This is a genomic window from Gemmatimonadota bacterium (genome assembly GCA_040388625.1).
Taxonomy (GTDB): Bacteria; Gemmatimonadota; Gemmatimonadetes; order Gemmatimonadales; family Gemmatimonadaceae; genus Fen-1247.
Window position 1 is genome coordinate 135,979 of sequence record JAZKBK010000006.1, and the last position, 21,544, is coordinate 157,522.

15 protein-coding genes are annotated in these 21,544 nt (G+C 61.3%); 5 read left to right on the plus strand and 10 right to left on the minus strand.

Features of this window, described 5'->3' with window-relative positions:
- Positions 1 to 1,688: 1,688 nt before the first annotated feature.
- Both V4529_14200 and V4529_14205 read right to left on the minus strand, forming a co-directional pair.
- Positions 1,689 to 3,059: a TldD/PmbA family protein gene (locus tag V4529_14200; GenBank protein MES2359481.1), complete on the minus strand. Its 1,371-nt coding sequence runs from the start codon at positions 3,057 to 3,059 to the stop codon at positions 1,689 to 1,691.
- Entirely contained in the window at positions 3,056 to 4,675 is a 1,620-nt protein-coding gene (locus V4529_14205) for a TldD/PmbA family protein (protein MES2359482.1), read from the minus strand. Before V4529_14205 ends, V4529_14200 begins: the two co-directional genes overlap by 4 nt.
- A gap of 558 nt (positions 4,676 to 5,233) precedes the next feature.
- Between V4529_14205 and V4529_14210 the strand changes: the two genes are divergently transcribed.
- The 3 genes from V4529_14210 to V4529_14220 are packed head-to-tail and all read left to right on the plus strand — an operon-like array spanning position 5,234 to position 6,395.
- Positions 5,234 to 5,596, plus strand: coding sequence for a hypothetical protein (locus V4529_14210; protein MES2359483.1), 363 nt, complete (start codon positions 5,234 to 5,236; stop codon positions 5,594 to 5,596).
- 2 nt (positions 5,597 to 5,598) lie between these two features.
- Positions 5,599 to 6,027 (plus strand): phage holin family protein, encoded by a 429-nt coding sequence (locus V4529_14215; GenBank protein MES2359484.1) that lies wholly within the window; start codon positions 5,599 to 5,601, stop codon positions 6,025 to 6,027.
- Complete coding sequence (locus V4529_14220; GenBank protein MES2359485.1) at positions 5,991 to 6,395, plus strand: DUF3618 domain-containing protein; 405 nt, start codon at positions 5,991 to 5,993, stop codon at positions 6,393 to 6,395. Before V4529_14215 ends, V4529_14220 begins: the two co-directional genes overlap by 37 nt.
- Before the next feature lie 80 nt (positions 6,396 to 6,475).
- Here the strand turns inward: V4529_14220 and V4529_14225 are convergent, their stop codons facing one another.
- Positions 6,476 to 6,916: a hypothetical protein gene (locus tag V4529_14225; GenBank protein MES2359486.1), complete on the minus strand. Its 441-nt coding sequence runs from the start codon at positions 6,914 to 6,916 to the stop codon at positions 6,476 to 6,478.
- Positions 6,917 to 7,106: 190 nt separating this feature from the next.
- Here V4529_14225 and V4529_14230 point away from each other — a divergent pair, with 190 nt between their 5' ends.
- Complete coding sequence (locus V4529_14230; GenBank protein MES2359487.1) at positions 7,107 to 9,716, plus strand: M1 family aminopeptidase; 2,610 nt, start codon at positions 7,107 to 7,109, stop codon at positions 9,714 to 9,716.
- A 64-nt stretch (positions 9,717 to 9,780) separates the two neighbouring features.
- On the opposite strand, the gene msrB is transcribed toward V4529_14230, so the two are convergent.
- The 7 genes from msrB to V4529_14265 all read right to left on the minus strand — a co-directional run bounded on the left by msrB (position 9,781) and on the right by V4529_14265 (position 18,131).
- A complete protein-coding gene (msrB, locus tag V4529_14235; protein MES2359488.1) occupies positions 9,781 to 10,329 on the minus strand; it encodes a peptide-methionine (R)-S-oxide reductase MsrB in 549 nt (182 codons plus the stop codon).
- A gap of 86 nt (positions 10,330 to 10,415) precedes the next feature.
- Positions 10,416 to 11,252, minus strand: a complete 837-nt coding sequence (locus V4529_14240) for a HEAT repeat domain-containing protein (GenBank protein ID MES2359489.1) — start codon at positions 11,250 to 11,252, stop codon at positions 10,416 to 10,418.
- A complete protein-coding gene (locus V4529_14245) occupies positions 11,249 to 12,646 on the minus strand; it encodes a HEAT repeat domain-containing protein (GenBank protein MES2359490.1) in 1,398 nt (465 codons plus the stop codon). Before V4529_14245 ends, V4529_14240 begins: the two co-directional genes overlap by 4 nt.
- A 12-nt stretch (positions 12,647 to 12,658) precedes the next feature.
- On the minus strand, positions 12,659 to 13,540 hold the full coding sequence (locus V4529_14250; GenBank protein MES2359491.1) for a hypothetical protein: 882 nt from the start codon (positions 13,538 to 13,540) through the stop codon (positions 12,659 to 12,661).
- The gene (locus V4529_14255) at positions 13,537 to 14,109 is read right to left on the minus strand and encodes a sigma-70 family RNA polymerase sigma factor (GenBank protein ID MES2359492.1); all 573 of its coding nucleotides are present in this window, start codon (positions 14,107 to 14,109) and stop codon (positions 13,537 to 13,539) included. The genes V4529_14250 and V4529_14255 overlap by 4 nt, the downstream gene beginning before the upstream one ends.
- A gap of 245 nt (positions 14,110 to 14,354) precedes the next feature.
- The gene (locus V4529_14260) at positions 14,355 to 15,962 is read right to left on the minus strand and encodes a DHA2 family efflux MFS transporter permease subunit (GenBank protein MES2359493.1); all 1,608 of its coding nucleotides are present in this window, start codon (positions 15,960 to 15,962) and stop codon (positions 14,355 to 14,357) included.
- A 36-nt stretch (positions 15,963 to 15,998) separates the two neighbouring features.
- Positions 15,999 to 18,131, minus strand: a complete 2,133-nt coding sequence (locus V4529_14265) for a DPP IV N-terminal domain-containing protein (GenBank protein MES2359494.1) — start codon at positions 18,129 to 18,131, stop codon at positions 15,999 to 16,001.
- A 140-nt stretch (positions 18,132 to 18,271) separates the two neighbouring features.
- Between V4529_14265 and V4529_14270 the strand changes: the two genes are divergently transcribed.
- The gene (locus V4529_14270) at positions 18,272 to 21,328 is read left to right on the plus strand and encodes a M14 family zinc carboxypeptidase (protein ID MES2359495.1); all 3,057 of its coding nucleotides are present in this window, start codon (positions 18,272 to 18,274) and stop codon (positions 21,326 to 21,328) included.
- Positions 21,329 to 21,544 lie beyond the last annotated feature (216 nt).

Sequence of the window (21,544 nt, forward strand, 5' to 3'; positions counted from 1 at the left end):
GATACAGGGATCCGAGAGGCAGCGACATGAAAAGGCGCAGGCGCTGCGTATCCGTCAGCCCGTAGCCTGCGATGGCGAGAGTCGCGCTCGCGGCATATCCCGCTCGAGCGATGCGCCAGATCGCAGTCGCCGTTGCGTTGGAATAGCGGACGGGAGATAGCGCTGACATCGATGCAAGCCGCCTGTTCGCATATGTAACGAAGGCATCGAACATCGGCGACGGTGCATAGCGCAGGTCGGCGTTCGTCGATGCGCTCGCGTAACGGAAAGATGCGTTGAGGTCGTCGCGCAGGTGCGTCGTCAGGAGCAACGAGGGCTCGATCATCGTGCGGTGCGATCCGGTCGACAGGCGCAGACCTGCTCCGGTCGTAACACGCGGGAACGGTGCGTATCTAAGCGTCGACTCCGCTGCGTAGTCACAGGTCGTGATCTCACAGCGCCCAATCGCGACGTTGTACACAGCAGTGCGCGCGGGCAACGCATTGTCGGCGACCGATACGTAGCGAGTCACCGATCGTTCTTCGCCCGCTGTGCCGTACGCTGAGACGGTAAGACGGTTGGAGCCACGAGAGGTTGGCATCGAGATCGCGTACGTTCCCGTCGAATCCGTGCGGCCGGAGTACACGAGCACGCCGTCGCGGTAAGCTTCGACATCCCAACCTGGGCCGGTGGCACCAACGAGTGCAACGGGCGGGGCGTCGTCGTGGATGACCGGCTGGGTGGAGAGGAATATTCCAGCGCCGATCGCAGTGCCGTCGCCGAGGGGCACTCGCCCGACACGGGCATAACGAAGCAAGGTGCCGGCAAGCTCTCGATCCCAGTGCCAGGCGACAATCCCAGGACGGCGATTCAACGGACTCAGCACATCGACGTCGAGTGCGCCACGGAGGAAGTTGGCGCCCATGCCGAGGTGTATGTTCGGCTGCGCAGTCGCACTCATGCTGGATGTCGTCGCGTCGTAGTCGACGATCAGGGTGGACGGCAGCAGCGGCGTTGTTCTGGTTATTGCGTGCGGCGCGTCGAGATCCTGTTTGGCGGCGTCCAGCAGAGCGCGCCGTTTCTCGCGTGCGGCGCGACGGCTTGCTGGCAATCCCCCATCGTCGACGATGGTGGCTGTGAGATCGTCCCAGTCGACGAGGATCGATGCGTGCAGCATCACCGCCAATGAATCGGCTGGCAGGTACTCGTTGGACGCGTCTGTTTTACGAAACTGCGCGAGCGCAAGTACAGGGGCCACTGGAAGCAGAGCTGCGTCGCCAATTCGGCGCGCGACGACGACGGCCGAAGCAGCGGTACCGATTCGAACTTCGAGAATTACCGGCTCAGCGAGTAGCGAGTCGTGTCGAATTCCAGGCTGGTATTGCTGTGGGGCAAGTGTTGCCGCAAGAATGAATGCCAGTGTCGTCACGATGGATCGTCGATGCTCTCCGGAGGTCGGGAAGCAATCTTCCATCACACGCTGGAACTGGCTGTGGCCCGAGCCCGCAGGATTGGGCAAAACATCGCACCGCTTTGCCGACAGCTGCACCGGACGCGGCGACAGTTGTCGCTGGACGACCGATGTAATAGCCGGATTGCTGGCGGGAGTTACGGTGGTGGCCGTTTGCGTGCTCGGGTATGAGCAGCGGGTGTACGGGTGACCGAGCGGTAGTGCGCGAATGCATTCGCGCACTACCGCCAATCAAGTGCTACACGGCATCACTCAGACTGGTGAAGTTGAAATCACGGACCTTGAGCGGCGGCATGATGATTGCCGCACCGGGGCTGCTGTCTTCACTTGCGCTCACTCGTACCGGCGCGCCGAATGCCTCGACGTTGTTGAGCATGAAGATCGGGGACTCGTTGTATCGGAAGTTCTTGATCGCGTGCGTCACCTTGCCGTTCTCGATCAGAAACGTTCCGTCGCGTGTGAGACCCGTGAACAGAATGGTGCGCTGATCCACGGGGCGAATGTACCAGAAACGCGTAACGAGAATTCCACGCTCGGTGCTCGCGATCATCTGCGGGATCGATGAATCTCCACCCATGAGGCGCATGCAGCCGAAGGCGAGACCTGTTGGCTGCTTGCCCTGCTTCTGCGCCCAGAAGCGATCGTAATTGAGGTTCTTGAGAATTCCGTTCTCGATGAACACGACCTTCTCGGTCGGACGACCGTCGCCGGTGATGCTGCTGCCGATATTGTCTGCTGGATCGGAAACGAGAGTAACGCGTTCGTCAGCGACTTTCATTCCGATCTTGTTTCCGCCACCGGGCTTGGAGAAGAACGATCGCCCTTCGTCCGCCGAGCGGGCCTGTGCGGAGAAGGCGATGATCGGGATGAGATTTCCGACAGCTGTCGGCTCCAGCACTACGGTATAGCGACCGGGTTCGACCGCGACCGGATTGCGGGACTTGCCTGCTTTTTCCGTGGCCGTTGCTCCGACCGCATCGGCGTCGATCCCCGACCAGTCATTGGCGTTGGCACCGCCCCAGCCAGAGCCGGTGCCGTCGGGTGTGCGCACTGTCGCGGTCATGCTGCAACCACCGCTCTGCTCGAAGGCGAACAACCCATGCGAATTGATGAGCGCGCGTGTGCCAACGCGAGACTCGATGTAACCGGTTGCGACGAATCCCGCGGCGCGCGCGCGATCGGTCACCGCCTTCACAGCGCGTGCGCGCTCTGCGGCCTCGGGGAACGAGATGGTCTGCGAACGCTCGGGTGGATACGTCTGCGGCCCGAGCCCCGGCATGGATTCGGGATCTTCCACACTCAGGCGCGCAAGCTCCTCGGCTGCTTTCACAGCGGCGGCCAGTGATGCGTCGTCCGTCTTGTTGGTCGTGACACTGGCTGAGCGCTTTCCGAATGTGCTTCGGATCGAGAGCGTCGTGTCGGTATCATCACCGGCGGTGGAAACCTGATTCACGGCGAAGCGAGTATTCGCGCGCGCGTTGCTGTTGATGCTGACCGAAGTCTCGTCGGCCTTGGCGAATGACAGAACGCGCTTGCCGAGCGCTTCTGCTTCGGAGCGCGTGAGGATGCCGGCTGGTACGGCACCAAATAGCGACTTCGGCCGACTCATGCCTTTCTCCCGGTGTTGATGACGTTGATGTTGCGGAAGCGGCTCGGAACGCAGCCGTGACTTATCGCATTCGACTGACTCGGCTGCCCCTTGCCATCGCTGAATGCACCGCCGAGCTCGTAGGATTTCTGACCACCGATCATGTCGAGGCTACCCCAGAAATCCGGGGTGCGCATCTGGTACGCGACGTCCTTCAACATGCCGACGATCTTGCCGCCCTTGATCTCGTAGAAGACCTGTCCGCCGAACTGTGCATTGTAGCGCTGCTGGTCGATCGAGAAGGAGCCGTCGCCGATGATCGCGATACCGCGATCGGTGGCTGCGATGATGTCGTTGTAGCTGATGTCCTTCTCGCCTGGCAACAGCGACACATTGGGCATGCGCTGGAACTGCACATCCTGCCAGGACTGACCGTACGAGCAGCCGTGCGAGCGCGTCGGCTTTCCCTGGCTCTTGTACCACCAGTCGAGCTGCATCGCTTGCTCGCGGGTTGTCTGATAATCCTGAAGGATCCCGTTCTTGATGATCATGAAATCATCAGGCTTGACTCCCTCGTCGTCCCAGCCGATGGCCGAGAGCGATCCGTGTTGCGTGCGGTCACCGCGGATGTTCATGAGCGGCGAGCCGAATTTGAGCTTGCCGAGCATCTTCTCGGGTGGACTCACGAAGCTCGTGCCTGCATAGTTGGCCTCGAACCCTTCGGCGCGATCGAGCTCGGTCGGGTGTGCGACGGATTCGTGGATCGTGAGCCAGAGGTGCGATGGGTGCAGGACGAGATCGTAGCGACCGACGTCGACCGACTTCGCAGAAAGCTTCTGCACCGCTTCGTTGGCCCACCGTGTCGCGTTCTCGACCATGTTCGCGCCGGTGACATATTCGTAACCGAGCCCCATCGGAGCGACGTCGTTCGACTGGCGGCTCTGGAAATCGGCAAAGTCGGCCGAAACGGCAGTCACATTCATCGACGGCTGCGCGCGATAGATCGTCTGGACTACGAAGGTCCCGTCGCTTGTCGCGAGCGTCTTCTCCTCGCGCAGGAAGAACATGTTCGACGTTACAAATTTGGCACCCTGAACCTTGAGTGCAGCGGCATTTGCGTCGAGCAGGAGTGCGACCTTGTCCGTTATCGGAACGTCGAACGGATCGATCTTGATGGGACTCTTCCACTCGCCGGTCGCGGCTGGCGCAGGAGCGAGAACGATCGGTCTGAGCTGCACCGCACTGTTCGCCTTGGCGATCGCCACCGCATCGCGAGCTATCTGCGCGACGACGTCCTTGGTGAGGATGTTGCTCGCGGCGAATCCCCATGCCCCGTTGGATAACGCGCGTACGCCGAAGCCGAGTGTGTCGCTGTCGTCCGCGCCCTGCAGCCGATTCTCGCGCGTGCTGATGCGCTGCGAGCGTCGGGCGGAAATGCGAATGTCGGCGTAGGTTGCGCCGGCGGCGCGGGCCGCATCGAGGGCGACCTGTGTCAGCTCCCGATAGGTCGGATCGCCGATGGAGGAGCCAGTCGATGAGATGAGACGGTCGACTGTGCCGAGACCACGAGTGCCAATGGCGCTCGTGGCAGCAACGGCGGATACCGTCTTGATGAAGTCGCGGCGAGAATGGGTCATTGCACTTGTGAGGGTGAGTGCGATCTGCTGCTACATGGATGTGCTACGGTAAAGCCGCCAAGTCTGTTGAAGTCGTACCGGCGAATGGTCCGGTCAAGCCGGGGCGATGACGAACGTTCCCGTTGACGCGATTGCCATGATTGCACCGAATTGTGGTGCCGGCGCCCATTCCAGCGGTGGGCGCGGCGTTGCGCCCCTCGGAGGTGCCCCATGGCGCTCGGCGGCGGCGCGGGCGCGTTCTTCAGTTGGAAACTCGCCCACTCTGTAGCCAGGGCGACCAAGTGGTGTGAATGTGAGGACAAATCGTCTCGGCATGGCAGTCGGCGTATCTCTCCTAAAGAGGGTGAACCGAAAATAAGCTCCCGCGCCAGATCCGGCTATTCGGCGCAAGAATCCGCTGGATCAATCGTGCAGATGGGTCGCGCGCGGCGCGGCTATGGCATGTGGTATGCCCGCCACTGCGGCAAATGCCGGAGGCACGGGGCTGTCCGACGGAATAGCGGTGGCGCGCCGAATCCACATTCCTTTTCACACTCCATTCACACTGCGGAGAGTACGATGACGACACCTGAACTGAACACCCCGGGGAACGCAGGATACGGCGCGAGCATGCCGCAAGGAAATACAGTACCAGCCGGGCCCACCGACGACGTTTCATTCGCGAAGAGCCTCGGCGTCGATCAGACGTCCGATACAGCAGAAAAAGTGAAGGACGCAGCCCACCATGGGATTGCGAGCGCAGAGGATGCAATGAGTCAGTTGCAGGCGAAGGCGAGCGAACTCACATCGAACCTGATCAACAAGGTCAACGTGGACGAGCTGACGGCAAAGCTCGAAGAACAGGTCCGGGAGCATCCTGCGCGTACGCTGATGTTTGCAGCTGGCGCCGGATTTCTGCTTGGCCGCGCAGCCAGGAAATAACGATGTCTGCGCCGTCGGTACGCGATATCGCGTCCGGCCGCTCGCTCGGTGATCTACTGAGCGAGCTGACGGAAGGCGGCGCGGAACTGGTGCGCGACGAGATTCGACTCGCTCGTGCGGAGACAGTGGAGTCGCTGCTCGAGCTGGGACGCGGAGCGATTCTGCTTGGGGTCGGTATCGCGTTGGCGCTCTGCGCGGCAGCCGCAGCTGTGGCGTGTCTCATCATGGTCGTTTCGCAGTATCTGGCGGGCGATCGCGCCTGGCTCGGGGCGCTGATAGTCGCGGTGGTACTAGGCGCGATCGGTTGGTTGTGCGTGTGGCGGAGCAGCCGGTCATTCTCCGGGTCGGCACTCGCACCGCGCGAAACAACGAAGTCACTCAAGGAGACGGCGGTATGGCTGAGACATCCCACGAGATCCGGCGCCAGATAGACGACACACGGGCGCGGCTCGGCAATACGATCGCCGCGATCGAGCGCAAGGTCGATCCGCAGCGTGTCGTCGACGAGCATCCGCTCACCCTGGTGGGAGTTGCATTCGGAGCGGGAGTGTTGCTGGCGACTACCGGGGCGACGAGTCGCGCGGTCAACGAAGTGCGCGATCAGGTCAAGCACAGAGCAACGAAGATCAATGAAACGGCAGGCAGCGCGCTGGACGGCGTGATCCACGCGATTGTCGGCGCAGCTACACAGGCTGTAGTCGAGAAGGTGTCAGAGCTGCTCCACGTTTCGGGCAGTGCGCCAGACGAAAAGCGACGGGCCGTGGACGCAAGACGCAGAGCGCAGGTGCGCGCCGCGTAGGCGACGTGCACCTGCAGCTCCTCCATCTATTGCATGTGGGGAGTGGGGGGATGCATTCCCGCCCCACCGCTCGTTAGCGGTTACGACTTGTGCGACGTGTCCTTGACCGATTTCTTCACGTCGTTGCCGGATTTCTGCAAGGCCTTGTGCGTGTCGCTGGCTTCCTCATGCACGCCTGCCTTTGCCGACCTTCCGACGTGCTTGATCGAGGCGCTCACATCGCGCGCCGCCTTGTTGAGTCCGCCGGGCTTGTGGTTCGGATCGTGGATTGTGTCACCGACGGCATGCGATAGAGTCGATTTGGTGCTCCGGCCCGCCTTTTTCAGAACCTTGTGCGTCTTGCTCCCGACTGTCTTTACGCCGGACTTGACGGCGCGTCCGGTGCTCTTTGCGGCGCCACTCACCGCGCGGGCGGCGCCATTGATGCCGCCATGGTGAATCGTGTCCTGCGCGGATGCGGGATTCGCGATCAGGGCACCTGTAAGTGTCGCTGCTGCGATCAAAGTCGATATGCGGAACATCTTGCCTCTCTGAATGGGTTCGGTAGCGATTCCTACCGCGCCTGGAAGTGCAAGAGGCGCGCTAACTCCGTGTCCGGGGGCGCAATTTTCAGTTAGATTCGCGGACCTCTATCGAACGACCGTTCGACAACCTTGCAAATGGTGCCTCCAGGCGGCATCGTCTTGGATGCGATTCTCCACTGTTTTCGGCTTGGCGGCCGGCCCGGCACTCCTCCTCACCAGCACTATGCTGGCGCAGCAGGTGTCGTCATCGAATGCGCCGGCTCTGATGGCCGCCGGCATCTCCCGGCAGCTTGCCGATTATCGCGCATCAAGAATCAGCGACGTACGCTACGATCTGTCGCTGGATGTGACCGCGCACGATACCGCGCACGGTCATGTCACAATCGCATTCGCACGGTCGGGCACGGGTGACGCGATAGTCGATTTCCGCGGGCCGCATCTTGGCACAGTGATTCTCAACGGTGCGGCACTGCCACCGGATGTCAGCAACGGAATGCACATCCGGCTCCCGGCCGCATCGCTCAGGCGTGGAGAGAACAGTGTATCGATGAGCTTCTCCGCACTCATCGCCCCTGCAGGCGCGAGTGTGATTCGATATCACGACGTAACGGATGGCGCGGACTATCTATACACGCTACTGGTGCCTTCGGACGCAAACCAACTCTTTCCCTGCTTCGACCAGCCGGACATCAAGGCACGCACAGCGCTGACTCTCACCATTCCCGAGAAGTGGAATGCAGTCGCGAATGGAACAGTCCAACGTATCGACTCGTCTCCGGCTACGAGGACAATTCACTTCACGCGCACGAAGCCGATCAGCACGTATCTGATAGCGTTCGCAGCCGGTCCATGGGCTCGCGTCACACGTTCAGTAAATGGCCACCCGATCACGATGTACGTGCGGGCCTCTCGGGCCAAGGAAGCAGAAGCCGATTCGATGATCGCAGCCAACGGTCGAGCGATGCACTGGCTGGCGGAATATTTCAACTTTCCATATCCGTGGCCCAAACTCGACTTCGTGCTGGCACCTGCCTTTCCGTTCGGTGGGATGGAGCATCCGGGCGCGATCTTCTACAACGAGAACAGCTTCATATTTCGTGAGCGCGCGACGAGGCCGCAGCGCATCTCCCGCGAGGCGACGATCTACCACGAAGTCGCGCACCAGTGGTTCGGTGATCTTGTCACGATGAAGTGGTTCGACGATCTGTGGCTCAAGGAAGGTTTCGCGACGTACATGGCGGCGAAGATGCGCGCGTCGCTGGAGCCGCGGTCGAATGCGTGGGAGACGTTCTACCTCCAGAACAAGCCGAGCGCTTATGGCGTCGACCGAACAGAAGGAACCACGCCGATCTGGCAATCGCTGGCGAATCTGGACCAGGCGAAGAGCAACTACGGGGCGATTGTCTACAACAAGGCGCCAGGCGTCATCAAGCAGCTGAACTATCTAGTGGGGGATTCGGCGTTCAGGCATGGGTTGCATGATTATCTCGCACTGCACGCCTACGGTAACGCGACGTGGCAGGATCTTCTCTCATCGGTCGGAGCGGCGGCAAAGATTCCGCTCAAGAAGTGGGGCGGGGCTTACATCCTGCGTCCTGGCATGCCGGTCATCGATCAACATCTGAATGTGCGCGATGGCGTGCTCGAGAGTTTGTCTCTGGCGCAGCACCCAGCTCAACCGATCTCCGGTGCAGGGCCGTGGCCGATCCGCACGCAAGTGCTGCTGCGATATCCCGGAGGGCGAACCGATCGCCTGCTCATCAATCTGGCCTCCGACAGTACCGTCGCGCGGTTCGCCAATAACCCGCCGGCGCCGGAATTCGTCTTCGCCAATGCCGGTGACAACGCGTACGCACTCGTCATTCCCGACTCGGCAAGCGGTCACTGGCTGGCGGACAGCGTGGGAACACTGACAGATCCATTGACACGCGCGATGGGATGGGACGCACTGTGGGAACTGGTGCGCCGCCGAGGCCTCACGCCGGCTCAGTTCATCTCGATCGCAGAGCGAGCATTGCCGGCCGAGCAGGACGAGCAGATCCTGGGTGCACAACTGCGACATGTAACGCGCGCGGCGGAGGCGTATCTGTCGCCGACAGAACGGACCGCACTGCTACCCGGATTGGAGAGCTCGCTCCGATCCGTCGAGAGCGATTCCACGCGACCGTACGAGATCCGAAAGCCCAATCTGGATGCGCTGATCCGAGTAACACACACGCCGGCTGGCCTCGAGTATCTGGATCATCTTCTCGACAGTGCTAACGCAGCAGGCGCACCACTCAAGGCGCCGACGCGATGGGCGATTGTTACTCATCTCGTCGCGACACGTGCCCCCACCGCGATGAGCAGGCTGGCAGCAGAAACGACGAGCGACTCGACGAGCGAGGGCAAGCGGTATGCATTCATTGCCAGAGCAGCGACGCCCGACTCGAATGTCAAGCGCGAGTACTTCACACGCTATCTGAGCGACCCGAATCTCAACGAGGAGTGGGCTACGTCGAGCCTCGGCGCGTTCAACGAGATCGATCAGCAGGCTCTCACGCTCAAGTATCTCAAGCCCGCGCTGGATACACTGCCATGGTTGCAGCGTAACCGACGCATCTTCTTCATCGGATCGTGGCTGGGTGGCTTCATCGGCGGCCAGACGACAGCCGAAGCGGCTAAGACGGTGCGCTCGTTCCTCGATTCGAACCCAAACCTTGGCGCCGATTTACGTCAGAAGATATTGCAGACGCTCGACGAGCTCGAGACTACGGTGGAGATTCGGTCGCCGAAGCGCGCGACGGGAGCGTCCTGAGGGAAGAACGTTCCCTTCAGCGTTGCCATTCCATCCGTGGCCCGGAAGAGACCCGCTGCGTCGGTTACTTCTTGAACAGACTCAGATATTCGCCGTAGCCCTGCGCCTGGAGCTGATCCACTGGGACGAAGCGAAGCGACGCCGAGTTCATGCAGTAACGATTGCCGGTCGGCTTGGGGCCGTCGTCGAACAGATGGCCCAGATGGGAGTTCGCGTGCGCTGAGCGAACTTCTGTTCTGGCGTAACCGAGTAGATGGTCGGTATCGGTCTTTATGTTCGCAGGTACGAGCGGCTTGGTGAAACTTGGCCAACCCGTTCCAGAATCGAACTTATCGGTGGAGCTGAACAGCGGCTCGCCGGAAACAATGTCGACGTAGATACCGGGGGTGTGGTTATTCCAGTATTCGTTGTGGAATGGCGTTTCTGTCGCCGCCTTCTGCGTAACATCGAACTGCTCGCGAGTCAGCTTGCTACGCAGCTCTGACTCGGATGGCTTCTTGTAGTTGATCATATTCTTTATGGAGTATTGCTGTGCCTGTACAGCGGGTGCGGCCGACACCGCGACTGCGAAACCCAGCGTGACCCCGAGTACGTACCGGTTGAGCGAGAACATCGCGCGCGTCCTTAAGTAGGGTTGATCGGGCACATTCGTACCTCGTATCTGTCTGAAATATGTACGTCAGGACGCGCAAAATGGTTCTATTGCCGCCCGGATTTACCCGGGCCGGCCAGGATATTCTCGAACACTGTAAGAGCCCGCGGATCGTTCGACTGTCCGAGCCAGAAGAGCGCCTTTTTCCGCACGGACGGATCGCGATTGGTCTGCGCAACGTGAATCAGTGCGGGAATTCCCTCCCCGCGCGGTTGCTGGGATAGTGCGAAGACGGCGCTCTCGCGGACTGCACGATCGACGGTGTCCTCGGCAACCAACTGAGAGAGGTTTGCCGTAACGGTGTCGCCAGCCATCTGGCCGAGCCAGAAGACGGCGTCACGTCTGGTCTCGCTCGGTACGCTTGCGTCACGTGCAAGCTGCATCAGCTGAGGCCAGATGACGACACTATCGCCGAGCGTGGCGGGAAAGATGGCTTTTTTCCCGACTGCGACAGATGACTGCTTCGCGAGTGCAACGAGGTAAGCCGCGGCTGTCTGCGGCGCGACATCGCCAAGATCGGTGACCCCATTCACAGTGCGCCAGCGACCGCCGACGTATGATCTGAGGCCGGTCACCGTGTGATCGTGTACGTCGAGCACGATACGAACGGGACCGCGGCCACAGTCGGCGTCCCATTCCACATCTGCCGTACTGCGTTGTCCGGAGGTGTTGCGATTTCCGTAATTGCCTACATATACGGAATTACCCGACCCGCATACATCGGGACGTGCGCGGAAGGTAAACCGCACTGTTCCATCCGGCGCGGAACGCACGCGGTCCGCGATCGATTGGCCTGACTGCGCACCGGCAGAGACGGATGTGGCCGCGAGGACTGCGAGCGCGAGAATTGTTCGCGCGCTGGGGAAAATCGAATCTCCTATCACTTGTCGAGTACCTCGCTAATGGCCTTGATTGCGCGTGGATCGTGTGATTGACCGAGCCAGAAGATGGCTTTTTTCCGCGAATCGGTATCCTTGTCGGTGCGTGCGATGGAAATAAGCTTGTCGAGCGCGGCGGGGTCGCGGCTTTGCGAGAAGACGAAGATCATCTGCTCGCGAAGCTCGCCCGGCGGAAGCGCATCATACAGGCGGGTCAGCCGGGGAATCGACGCTCCGGCCTGTCCCGCGAGGAAGAGCGCACGCTTTCTGTTGTCGACGCTCTCATTACTGCGCTGCGCAAGCTGCAGGAGCCACTCGGCGCGATCCGGCGACGAGCCCTGCGAAATTGCGAAGAGAGTCTGGTTCCTGAGGTCGTCGTCCGTGAGCTTTGTATATAGGTCCCGAAGAAACTGCGCATTCGGCACGCCGCCCTTTTGCTGGCCGAGCCAGAAGATCGCCTTGCCGCGTAGCGCGCCTGGCTGTGACGCATCGGACGCGTACGCCCGGAGAATGCTCGTCCCACGCTCGCCGGCCGACTGACCAAGCGCGAAGAGCGCCTTGTCGCGAAGCTCCTGGTCAGAAGACTTGTGCAGTATGTCCGACAGCACACTCACGGCGCGGTCACTGTGCACCTGCGACAACCAGAAGACAGCCTGACCGCGCACATCGGCATCGGGATCCGTCTGTGCTACGTGCAGCAACACGTCCACCGCTTGTGGCGACTGCTTCTGGGCCACGAGGAATACAGCCTTTCTGCGAAGCGAGGCGGAGCACTCATCGCGTCGCGCAAGTACCTTTTCGAGGATTGGCTCGGCACGATCCGCGTCCATCTGCAGCAGCGCGTTGAGCGCGGCAACACGCTCGTCGTCGTCTTCATTGACGCACTTGGCCGACGCAGCACCGCGCGCGGTGGAACTGCTCGCAGCAGTTCCGGAAGCCTGAGCGGCTATACTTGCGGCACACGTGGCGTCGCCCTGTTGCGCGAGCTCTCCGCATATACGCGTAGCGAGCGTGGCGGCGTCGCTGCGTCGGCCAAAGTCAGGGAAGCGTTGTTGGAGCGTTGCAAGAATGTTGTGCGCCGTGCGCATCGACGCAGCGCCGCCTGAGCGATACTGAGCGAAGGCCTCATAGTACATCGCATCCGGCAACAGCGACGACTGTGGATAGCGTACGCCGACTTCGTGGAACAGCTTCGCAGCGCGATCGTAGTCGCCCTTGGTGAGCGCATCGCGAGCGCTGCGATACAGAGAGTCAGCGGGATCGGCGGTCGCCGGACCGAAGAGCGCGGATGTAGCACCACTGCGTGTGGCCGAGTTATCTGCCGCAGCCGCTGCTGCGAACGCTCGCGGCGCTGGAATCGAGAGCGAGGCCGCGATCGCGCAGATTATGTAGAGCTTCATGTCGATCCTTCCTTATTGTAGGTGCGTTGCGACGCCCGCCGGTACTGCGGTACGAAGTCGCGTTATGACATCGGAATGGCGAACCGATCCATCGATCATCTCTCGATCGATCGGCGTGTTCGCCGGTGATAGTTGGGTCATCTGAACGAGCACGAGCTCGAGGTCCTGCAATAGTCTCTGTCGCGCTGGATCGGCGGCGGCGGGCGAATCAAGCAGCAAACGCGTCTGCGACAGCAGAGCACGCGCCCACGATGCCATTTCGGCGTCACCGCGCGCGTCGTGCGCCTCGGTCTGGTACGAGGTAAGCAAAGCCTCGACCGCTGTGAAATGGCGAACCGTCGCCAGTGTATACGCTTGCGAGCGCGCAGCGGCGTTCGATCCCGCCGCGCCGTCGACAGTCGCATACGTTCCATGATTCGCTGTGATGCGAGTATGCGCCGGCAGCGGTTGCAGGCTCCTGGTCTCAGTCGCGTCGCCGGTATCGATGGTGGAATCGCGCGGCTGCGGCACCGCGACCGCTACCTGAGGCGCACTCTGGGGCACGCTCTGCGGAGCGCTCTGCGGAGCGCTCTGCGGAGCGCTCTGCGCGAGTGGACTCGCGTGTGGTCCGACGCGTGAGTGCACTTCCACACCGATTCCAATGCCGACGCCGAGCAGGAGACCGGCGGCCACGAGCACGCCCCATATTGGCCGCCTGCGGATCGATCCACGGAGGCCGCCCTGCTCCCCTATCTCGTGCCACATCTCTTCGCGCGGCACGATGTCGGGTGGCCGATTGTAGTCCGCGCCGAACCGGGCAAGAAGCGCGTCGAGTTCCCTGTCCTCGGCGTCATTCACCGTTGGCTCCGGTGGATCGCCCGGATCCTGCCCGTGGATGTAATTGTCGTCGTTCATTGCCTGTCCCTCGCGAAATGCTTGAGCGATTCGCGCAGTTTTGCGCGCGCCCGAAAGAGCTGTCCCTTGGATGTCGTTTCGGCGACGCCAAGAGTGCGTGCAATTTCCTGATGGCTGAATCCCTCGATCTCGTACATCACGAACACCGCGCGATATCCGGCTGGCAGGGCATCGATCGCTGCATGTAATTGCTCCCGCAGATCGACGTCGGCGTGGTTATCGTTGCCGCCGACGTCGGCGGCAGCGTCGAGCGGAACGTGTCGTTTGTCCATGCGTGCTCGTTTGCGCAGCGCGCCAAGTGCGATGGAAACCGCGATACTGTGCAGCCACGTACCGAGTGCTGATTCATGCCTGAACTCCCCGAGTCTTCCAAATGCGCGAATGAACGTTTCCTGCGTTATGTCGCGGGCGGCGTCATCATCGCCGGCCAACCTGAAGGCAACTCGATACACACGATCCACATGCCGGTCGTAGAGATCGCGCTGTGCGGCTGGATCTCCGGAGCCGGCGCGGGTGACGAGCTCTCGCTCGGACCGCGCGGATGTGATGTCGGTTACAGGTGCCGTCATTGTCTCTTCTTGGACGGCGGGATGGCTCTGGAGGTTGTGCGGATCCGGGGACCCGGTTTCGATGGCATTTCAGGTGACAGGCACGGATACAACCGTGCCCCACATTCGCGTGCCATCGTTTTGCTCCTGCAGCGAGGCGCTGACTGGGACGACGGGCGGGTGGGTTCCCGCCGTCGTGGACGATGAGGCGAGGCGGGTATACGTGGCCCCCGCTGAAACTACGACCGCAACTGCAACTGCAACTGCTAGTGCATGTCGGGCGCTGGGCCGCTCCTCGGACGGGGAGCCCGGAGGAGAAGCACCGCGGGCGAGACGACAATGAACGTGAGCATGATCATGATCCACGCGTCGTTGTAGCTGAGCATGGACGCTTGCCGCTCCAGGGTGCCTTCGAGCAGGGCGTACCATGTTCTGGCGGCGGTTACGGCCGGCATCCCCTGGGCCATGAGGCCGGCGATCACGCTGTGCTGGCGCGCGACCAGCTCTGGGTTGGTCGAATACAGATTTGTGATCAGATCAGCCCGGTGCATCTGGGCATGGGTGGTCACATAAGTGCTCAGAATCGCGATGCCGAATGAACCACCCAGTTGGCGCGAGAGATTGATGAGGCCGGAGGCCTGTTGCGCCTCGCTTGGCTCCAGAACGCCATAGGCGACGTTATTGATTGGCGTGAAGAGGAAGCCGAGCGCGAAGCCGCGATAGATGAGGGCGTATCGGACATCGCCCTCGCCCGCCTGTGGCGTCAGGTGACCCAGCTTCCACATGGCGACGGTGAATATGGAGATGCCGATCACTATAAGGATGCGGCCGTCGACCAGCGGCTTGGCCCCATTCAGAAGCTTGCCGCAGATGATTGCCGCGATGGCTGTTGCGATACCGCCGGGCAGCAGCGCGAGGCCGGTGTCCATCGGCGTCAGGCCGAGTATGGTCTGGGTGAAGAGCGGGAAGATGAAGGTCCCGCCGTAGAGGCCAAAGCCAAGCGCGATGAAGAGGAAGATCGACGCCGACAACTGCCTGTTCTTGAGAACTCTGAAGTCGACCACGGGATGCTTGTTCCGGGACGACAGCTCCCACCAGAGCATCACGGTGAGGCAGATACCGGAGACGATCGAGAGGCGCAGGATGAGCGAATCCGAGAACCAGTCGTTGCGGTTGCCTTCCTCGAGGACGTACTGCAATGATCCCACGCCGACCATGAGCAGCAGTATCCCGACGAAATCGATCCCGCCTTCCCTGCCTCTCTTGCCGGGCGGGTCGTGGAGAAACGTGCTGACCAGGAACGCCGAGACGATTCCAATCGGAATGTTGATGAAGAAACACCAGTTCCAGCTGTAATTGTCCGTTATCCAGCCGCCCAGGGTCGGCCCGAGTGTGGGGGCGACAATGATGCCGAGTATGAAGATCGCCTGGACCATGCCCTGCTGATCGCGCGGGAAGATCTGGCGGATCGTGGCCTGGGCGGTGGAAAGCAGGGCTGCGCCACCGGCGCCCTGAACGATTCGCCAGATGACGATCTCGGTGAGGCTGGTGGAGGTGCCGCAGAGAAACGACGCAACGACGAAGATGATGATCGACGCCGTGAGGTAGTTTTTCCGGCCGAAGGTTTCAGTGAGGAACGCCGTCATGGGTAGGACGACGACGTTCGATAGTATGTAGCCTGTGAGAACCCAACCGATTTCCTCGAGCGTGGCGCCGAGGTTTCCGGCCATCTGGGGAAGTGCGACGTTGACGATGGTGGTGTCGAGCACCTCCATAATCGCCGCCGTTATGAGACCAGCCAGGATGATCCAGCGGAAGGGGTTCAGCTCCTCCGATTCGGAGGCATTCGCGGGTACTGCTGCTGCGGTCGCCATTGATCCAATGAAGAAAAACGGCGACCGCGAATTGGGCTAGTGGCTGGCGACAGATACGTTTGTTCTGGCCGGCAAATTATCGATGAAGAATTCCATCATCCGCTCCGTATTGAGCGCGGAGTGACCCTGGTCCGGCCCGACCTGCACGTCGAAGCTCTTGCCTGCTTTCTGGAGAGCCGAGACCATCTGCATGGTGTTCGAGTTGTGGACATTGTTGTCGGCGGTTCCGTAGTAGAGCATCAGCCGGCCCTTGAGCTGGGACGCGTAGGTCATCGCGCTGGCCGCATCGTAGCCCGCGGCGTTTTCCTCCGGAATCCACATGTACCGTTCGGTGTAGATGGTGTCGTAGTTGCGCCAGTCCGTCGGCGGCGACATGCTGCATGCAGCGGCGAAGAGATCGGGGTAGCGAAGCAACGACATGAGCGACGCGTATCCGCCATACGACGTACCGTAAATCCCAACCCGATCGCGGTCGACGTATGGGCGTGCGTCGAGTGCGCGCACACCTGCGGCCTGATCGTCGATCTCGACGATGCCGAGCTTTTCGTAGATGGCGTCGAGGAAATGCTTGCCGCGGCCGTCGGCACTTCGTGAGTCGAGGGTGGCTACAAGAAATCCGAGCTCGGTGAGTCGATTCGGGAGGGTGAAGTTCTCGGTTGCACCGTTGGTATTGGGGCCTCCATAGACGCTGACGAGGAGCGGGTACTTCCTGGTCGGATCGAAGTTGGAAGGAAAGTGCAGCATTCCGTGCAGCATTGTCGTTCCGTCACCCGCCTTGTAGCTGAACATTTCCACGCGCTTGAGACCGAGCTGCTCGAACTTCGTCATGTCGCTCCGGGCGATCTCCGCAGCGACCTTTCCGCCGGCAGTGACGAGCTGTGCCATCGGTGGCCGATCGTGAGTCTGCGCGACGTCGACGAAGTATTTGCCGTCGGGTGCGAAGCTTATCGTATGATTGAAGGCAGGATCCGTGAGGCGACGGTCGTTGCGGCCGTTCAGATCGACGCGACGCAACTGCATCTTCATCGCGTTGTCACCATCGTGAGCGGTGTAGTAGACGACACCTGCTTTCTCGTCGACGCGCGCGATCTCTCCTGCGTCGAACTGGTTGCTGGTGAGAGTTGAGACCAACTTCCCCGTGAGATCGTACAGATAATAATTGCGGAAACCGTTACGCTCCGATTCCCAGATGAAGCGCTTGCCATCGGCGAGATACGTCATCTCCGGATTGTTCGCGACCCAGCTTGCGGGCCACGCATCACGCACCACCACTCGGCATTTTCCGCTGTCGGGACCGCATGCCGTGAACTCGAGGATGTTCTGGCGGCGGTTCGTGCGATTGAAGGTGATCTCGCGTCCGTCCGGGCTCCAGCCCACATGGTACACGTAATGGCCAACGACGGCATTATCGAACGGCTTGCCATCCCGCACGTCGATGCGAGTCGTCATCTTTTTCGCGACGTCGTACACGAACAAATCGACGATCGGATTGGGGACACCGGGTTGCGGGAAGGCCTCGACGTCGACTGTCGTGTGCAGCCCGGTCTGATTCATACCAATGTAGTAATCGGGGACCTTGCTCTCGTCGAAGCGGTAATAGGCGATCTTCGAGCCGTCCGGCGACCACCACATGGCGGTGCGCTGATCCAGCTCCTCGCCGTACACCCACGAAGCTGTGCCGTTCTTGATGCGATTGGGGACGCTCCCGTCAGTGGTGAGCGCAATCTCGCCGGCTCCGCTGGCGTCACTCAGCCACATGTTGCGGTCGCGGAAGAACGCCTTGAGCTTGCCGTCCGGGGATAGTGCAGACTCGAATTGGCGTCCCCGCTCCGGGCCACCGGCGAACCGTGCGCGCCGGGCTGCAAGGTCGGCAGCCGCATCGACGGCGCCGGAAACAGTTGCGGTGCGTTTGGCAACGTCATAGTGATACCGCTGGCCAGCAAACTCGTATTCGAATGCCTTTCCACCATCCAGCCATACCGGCCGGATGGCCGCGCTCGTGACCGAGCTGAATATCTCTTCGCTGAGTTTCTGATACCGCGCGTACTCCGGCATCGCTCTCAGGCGATCCTGCGCTTGAACGGGCGACCCGATCGATATCGCCGCGGCGGTCGCGAGACCGAGCAGGCGTGGAAGCGTAACGCGGCGGGCTAGCCAATCGATGACCATTCAGATTTTTCCATGGGTAAGTGTGCGGCGGTGCTTCCGTATCGCCGATATAATCTGCATTCTGTACGTCCGGATGACCGATTCTGTTTTGCCACCGTCGTTCCCCCGCCATTTCCACAGCCCCCTCGATGAGAATATTCATGGATCGTCGCTCACTCACCATCGCGCTGCTCCTTCCATTGATCGGCGCGCCAGTCGCCACGAGCGCACAGGCGCCCCAGGCCCGCAGCGTCGAAATATCGACCGCGGCACCAGGGCGCGATCCGAGCCAGCCGATCGACACAGCGTACACGAACAAGATTCACGAGTACACCACCGAGTCCTTCTTCCTGTCGCCGCTGGTCGACTATCTGCCGGCGTCGGCAACGGTTCCGACACCGAAAGCGGTGCTCGGTGACATTGCGGGGGCGCGCAACAACCTCCCTTATTCCAAGGACGTTTACGCCTACATGCGCATGCTCGCCAAGGCGAGTCCGCGCGTCAGAGTGTACTCGATCGGCACTACGGAAGAGGGGCGAGAGATGATCGCCGTGGCGGTCGCGTCCGAGTCGCTGCTGACCAGGCTCGACGACAACAAGGCGAAGCTCTCCAAGCTGGCCGATCCGCGGACGATCAACATGGACGACGCACAGGCCGAGCAGATCATCGGTGGAGTCACGCCGATCTATTACATCACCGGGACGATCCACTCTACCGAGTCCGGCGCGCCTACCGCGCTGATGGAGCTCGCTTACCGGCTCGCGGTCGATGAGAGCCCGTACATTCGCAACATCCGGAACAACGTCATAACGCTCATCACTCCGATCGTTGAAGTTGACGGGCGCGATCGCATGGTCGATCTATTCCGGTGGCACATGGCTCACCCGGACGACACGTATTCGAATCTGATCTACTGGGGTCATTACGTCGCTCACGACAATAATCGTGATGCGATGGGTCTCACGCTGAAGCTGTCGCAGAACGTGCTGAACACGTACATCGACTGGCGTGCGATGGTTCTGCATGACCTGCACGAGTCGGGCTCGTATCTGTACGACAATACCGTAGGAGATGGACCGTACAACGCCTGGCTGGATCCGTTGCTGACGAACGAATGGCAGATGATCGGCTGGAACAACGTGCAGGAGATGACACGCATGGGGATGCCGGGCGTGTTCGCGCACGGAAATTTCGACACATGGTCGCCGGGCTACCTCATGTTCATGGCCGCGACGCACAACGGTATAAGCCGGTTGTACGAAACCTTTGGCAACGGCGGCACGGCCGAGACACTGGAACGCACGCTTCCGCCCAGCGAGACCTCGCGCACCTGGTACCGCCAGAATCCACCACTTCCCCGTGTGATGTGGTCGCTCCGCGACAACAACAATTACGAGGAAACGGGATTGCTCGTGTCGTTGAGCTACTTCGCGAACAATCGCCATCAACTGCTCGAGAACTTCTACCAGAAGAGCAAGCGCTCGATTCTCAAGGCGCACACGGAAGGACCCGCGGCCTACATATTTTCCGCGGCCGATCCGCGCCCGGGCGCGCAGGCCCAGCTGTTGCGGATACTCCAGCTGCAGCACGTCGAGATCTCGCGCGCGACTGCGCCGTTCACCGCGCAGGTGCGAGCTCACAATACGCGCGCACGGCGCAACGGCGCTGCGGACAGCGCCGCATCGACTACGACTCCGAGCGTTACACCGACGGAAACGCGTCAGTTTCCGGCCGGAAGCTACATCGTCCGAATGGACCAGCCGTATTCACGGATTGCCGACGCGCTTCTCGATTATCAGTTCTGGAGCCCGAACGATCCGCAGAAGACCCCGTACGACGACACCGGCTGGACCTTTCCAGAGAATTTCGACGTGCGGGCGGTGCGCGTCGTCGATCCACAGGTACTGACTGTCCCGATGGAGCGCGTCACGGACACGATCAAGGCCCCTGGTGGCGTTACGGGGACTGGAACCGTGTTCGCGATCAACAACAACGGCGACAATGCGCTCACGACACTGCGTTATCGTTTGCGTGCAGCCGATTTTCAGGCTGCTGAAGAGCCATTCCAGGCGGCAGGCAGGTCGTTCGCTCGCGGCTCGTACGTGATTCGCAACGTCTCGGCGGGCGATCTCGACAGGGCGGCGCGTGAGCTCGGTGTTTCGGTGTATGCGATTCCGTCGGCGCCATCGGTTGCAATGCATCCGGCACGCGCCGCGCGTGTCGCGATCCTGCATACGTGGTCGAGCACGCAAACGGAAGGCTGGTGGCGCCAGGCATTCGATGTTGCGCACATCCCGTACAGCTACATCAGCGTTCAGGATGTCGCAAAGAATCCGAATCTGAACGCGAAGTACGACGTGATTCTCTTTCCACCCTCGGGGAACGCTCAGTCCATCGTGCAGGGAATGCCGATGTGGCGCAACCCGATGCCATGGAAGACGACGACGCTCACGCCGAACATCGGGAAGCTGGACCAGACCGACGACATCCGCCCCGGACTGGGGCTCCAGGGAGTTCAGAATCTCGAAGGCTTCGTGGCACGCGGCGGTGTGCTGGTCACTGTATCGAGCACTGCCGACTTCGCGATCCAGTACGGGCTAGCGAGCGGCGTCAGCTCGAACCAGGCAGGGCGTGGCAAAGTCGTCGGAAGTCTGCTGCGCACTCGCATAGTGGACGACGCCAGTCCACTCGTGTATGGCGTGTCGGACAGCCTCGCTGTTTACAGCGAAGACGGCGAAAGCTTCAGCGTCAGCAACACCCGCGGCGGTGGGCGCGGGAGTCGGTTCGGTGGCGGCGAGGCGGTGCGAGCAACGGGCCGCGGTACAACCGACGATCCCGACGTTCCCCAGGGTCGACCTCAACTCGCCCCGCGCAACATGGCGCCACCTCGCGTGACCGTCGAACCGTGGCAGGCGGCACCGATCACTGATGAACAACTGCGCAATCCGTTGTCGATCATCCCACCGAACCAGCGCCCGCGTGTTGCGCTGCGATTCACCGATCAGCGCAATCTGCTGGTCTCGGGCCTGCTCGATGGCGGAAGCGATGTTGCGCAACGACCGGTCGTCGTGGATGTCCCGATGCAGAAGGGACATGTAGTCCTGTTTGCGAACAACCCGATCTATCGTGGAGAGACGATTGGCGCCTATCCGCTCGTGTTCAACGCAATCCTGAATTTTGATCATCTCGACGCGGGGCGAAAGCTGGACACGAAGTAAGTCTGCGAGCGTTGGCGTGGGCGGGCATATGAGCCTGTCCACGCCAACTCGGGGCCCCGCCCTGCCAAGGGGAAAGCGCGACGGAAAGTCCGCGCGCGGGAAGCTGCCCGGCCGCGATGGGCCGATTTTTGCCAATCCAGTGTGAGCACCGCAAGCGATCAGGCGCGAGGAGACGCGCTCGGGCCGTCTTGCGATGAGTATGGCGGTACGAGGGTG

Excerpts from the sequence above, each read along its gene's own strand:
- V4529_14200 (MES2359481.1), bottom strand. The coding sequence starts at position 3,059 with ATGAGTCGGCCGAAGTCGCTATTTGGTGCCGTACCAGCCGGCATCCTC.
- V4529_14205 (MES2359482.1), bottom strand. The coding sequence starts at position 4,675 with ATGACCCATTCTCGCCGCGACTTCATCAAGACGGTATCCGCCGTTGCT.
- V4529_14210 (MES2359483.1), top strand. The coding sequence starts at position 5,234 with ATGACGACACCTGAACTGAACACCCCGGGGAACGCAGGATACGGCGCG.
- V4529_14215 (MES2359484.1), top strand. The coding sequence starts at position 5,599 with ATGTCTGCGCCGTCGGTACGCGATATCGCGTCCGGCCGCTCGCTCGGT.
- V4529_14220 (MES2359485.1), top strand. The coding sequence starts at position 5,991 with ATGGCTGAGACATCCCACGAGATCCGGCGCCAGATAGACGACACACGG.
- V4529_14225 (MES2359486.1), bottom strand. The coding sequence starts at position 6,916 with ATGTTCCGCATATCGACTTTGATCGCAGCAGCGACACTTACAGGTGCC.
- msrB (MES2359488.1), bottom strand. The coding sequence starts at position 10,329 with ATGTTCTCGCTCAACCGGTACGTACTCGGGGTCACGCTGGGTTTCGCA.
- V4529_14245 (MES2359490.1), bottom strand. The coding sequence starts at position 12,646 with ATGAAGCTCTACATAATCTGCGCGATCGCGGCCTCGCTCTCGATTCCA.
- V4529_14250 (MES2359491.1), bottom strand. The coding sequence starts at position 13,540 with ATGAACGACGACAATTACATCCACGGGCAGGATCCGGGCGATCCACCG.
- V4529_14255 (MES2359492.1), bottom strand. The coding sequence starts at position 14,109 with ATGACGGCACCTGTAACCGACATCACATCCGCGCGGTCCGAGCGAGAG.
- V4529_14260 (MES2359493.1), bottom strand. The coding sequence starts at position 15,962 with ATGGCGACCGCAGCAGCAGTACCCGCGAATGCCTCCGAATCGGAGGAG.
- V4529_14265 (MES2359494.1), bottom strand. The coding sequence starts at position 18,131 with ATGGTCATCGATTGGCTAGCCCGCCGCGTTACGCTTCCACGCCTGCTC.
- V4529_14270 (MES2359495.1), top strand. The coding sequence starts at position 18,272 with ATGGATCGTCGCTCACTCACCATCGCGCTGCTCCTTCCATTGATCGGC.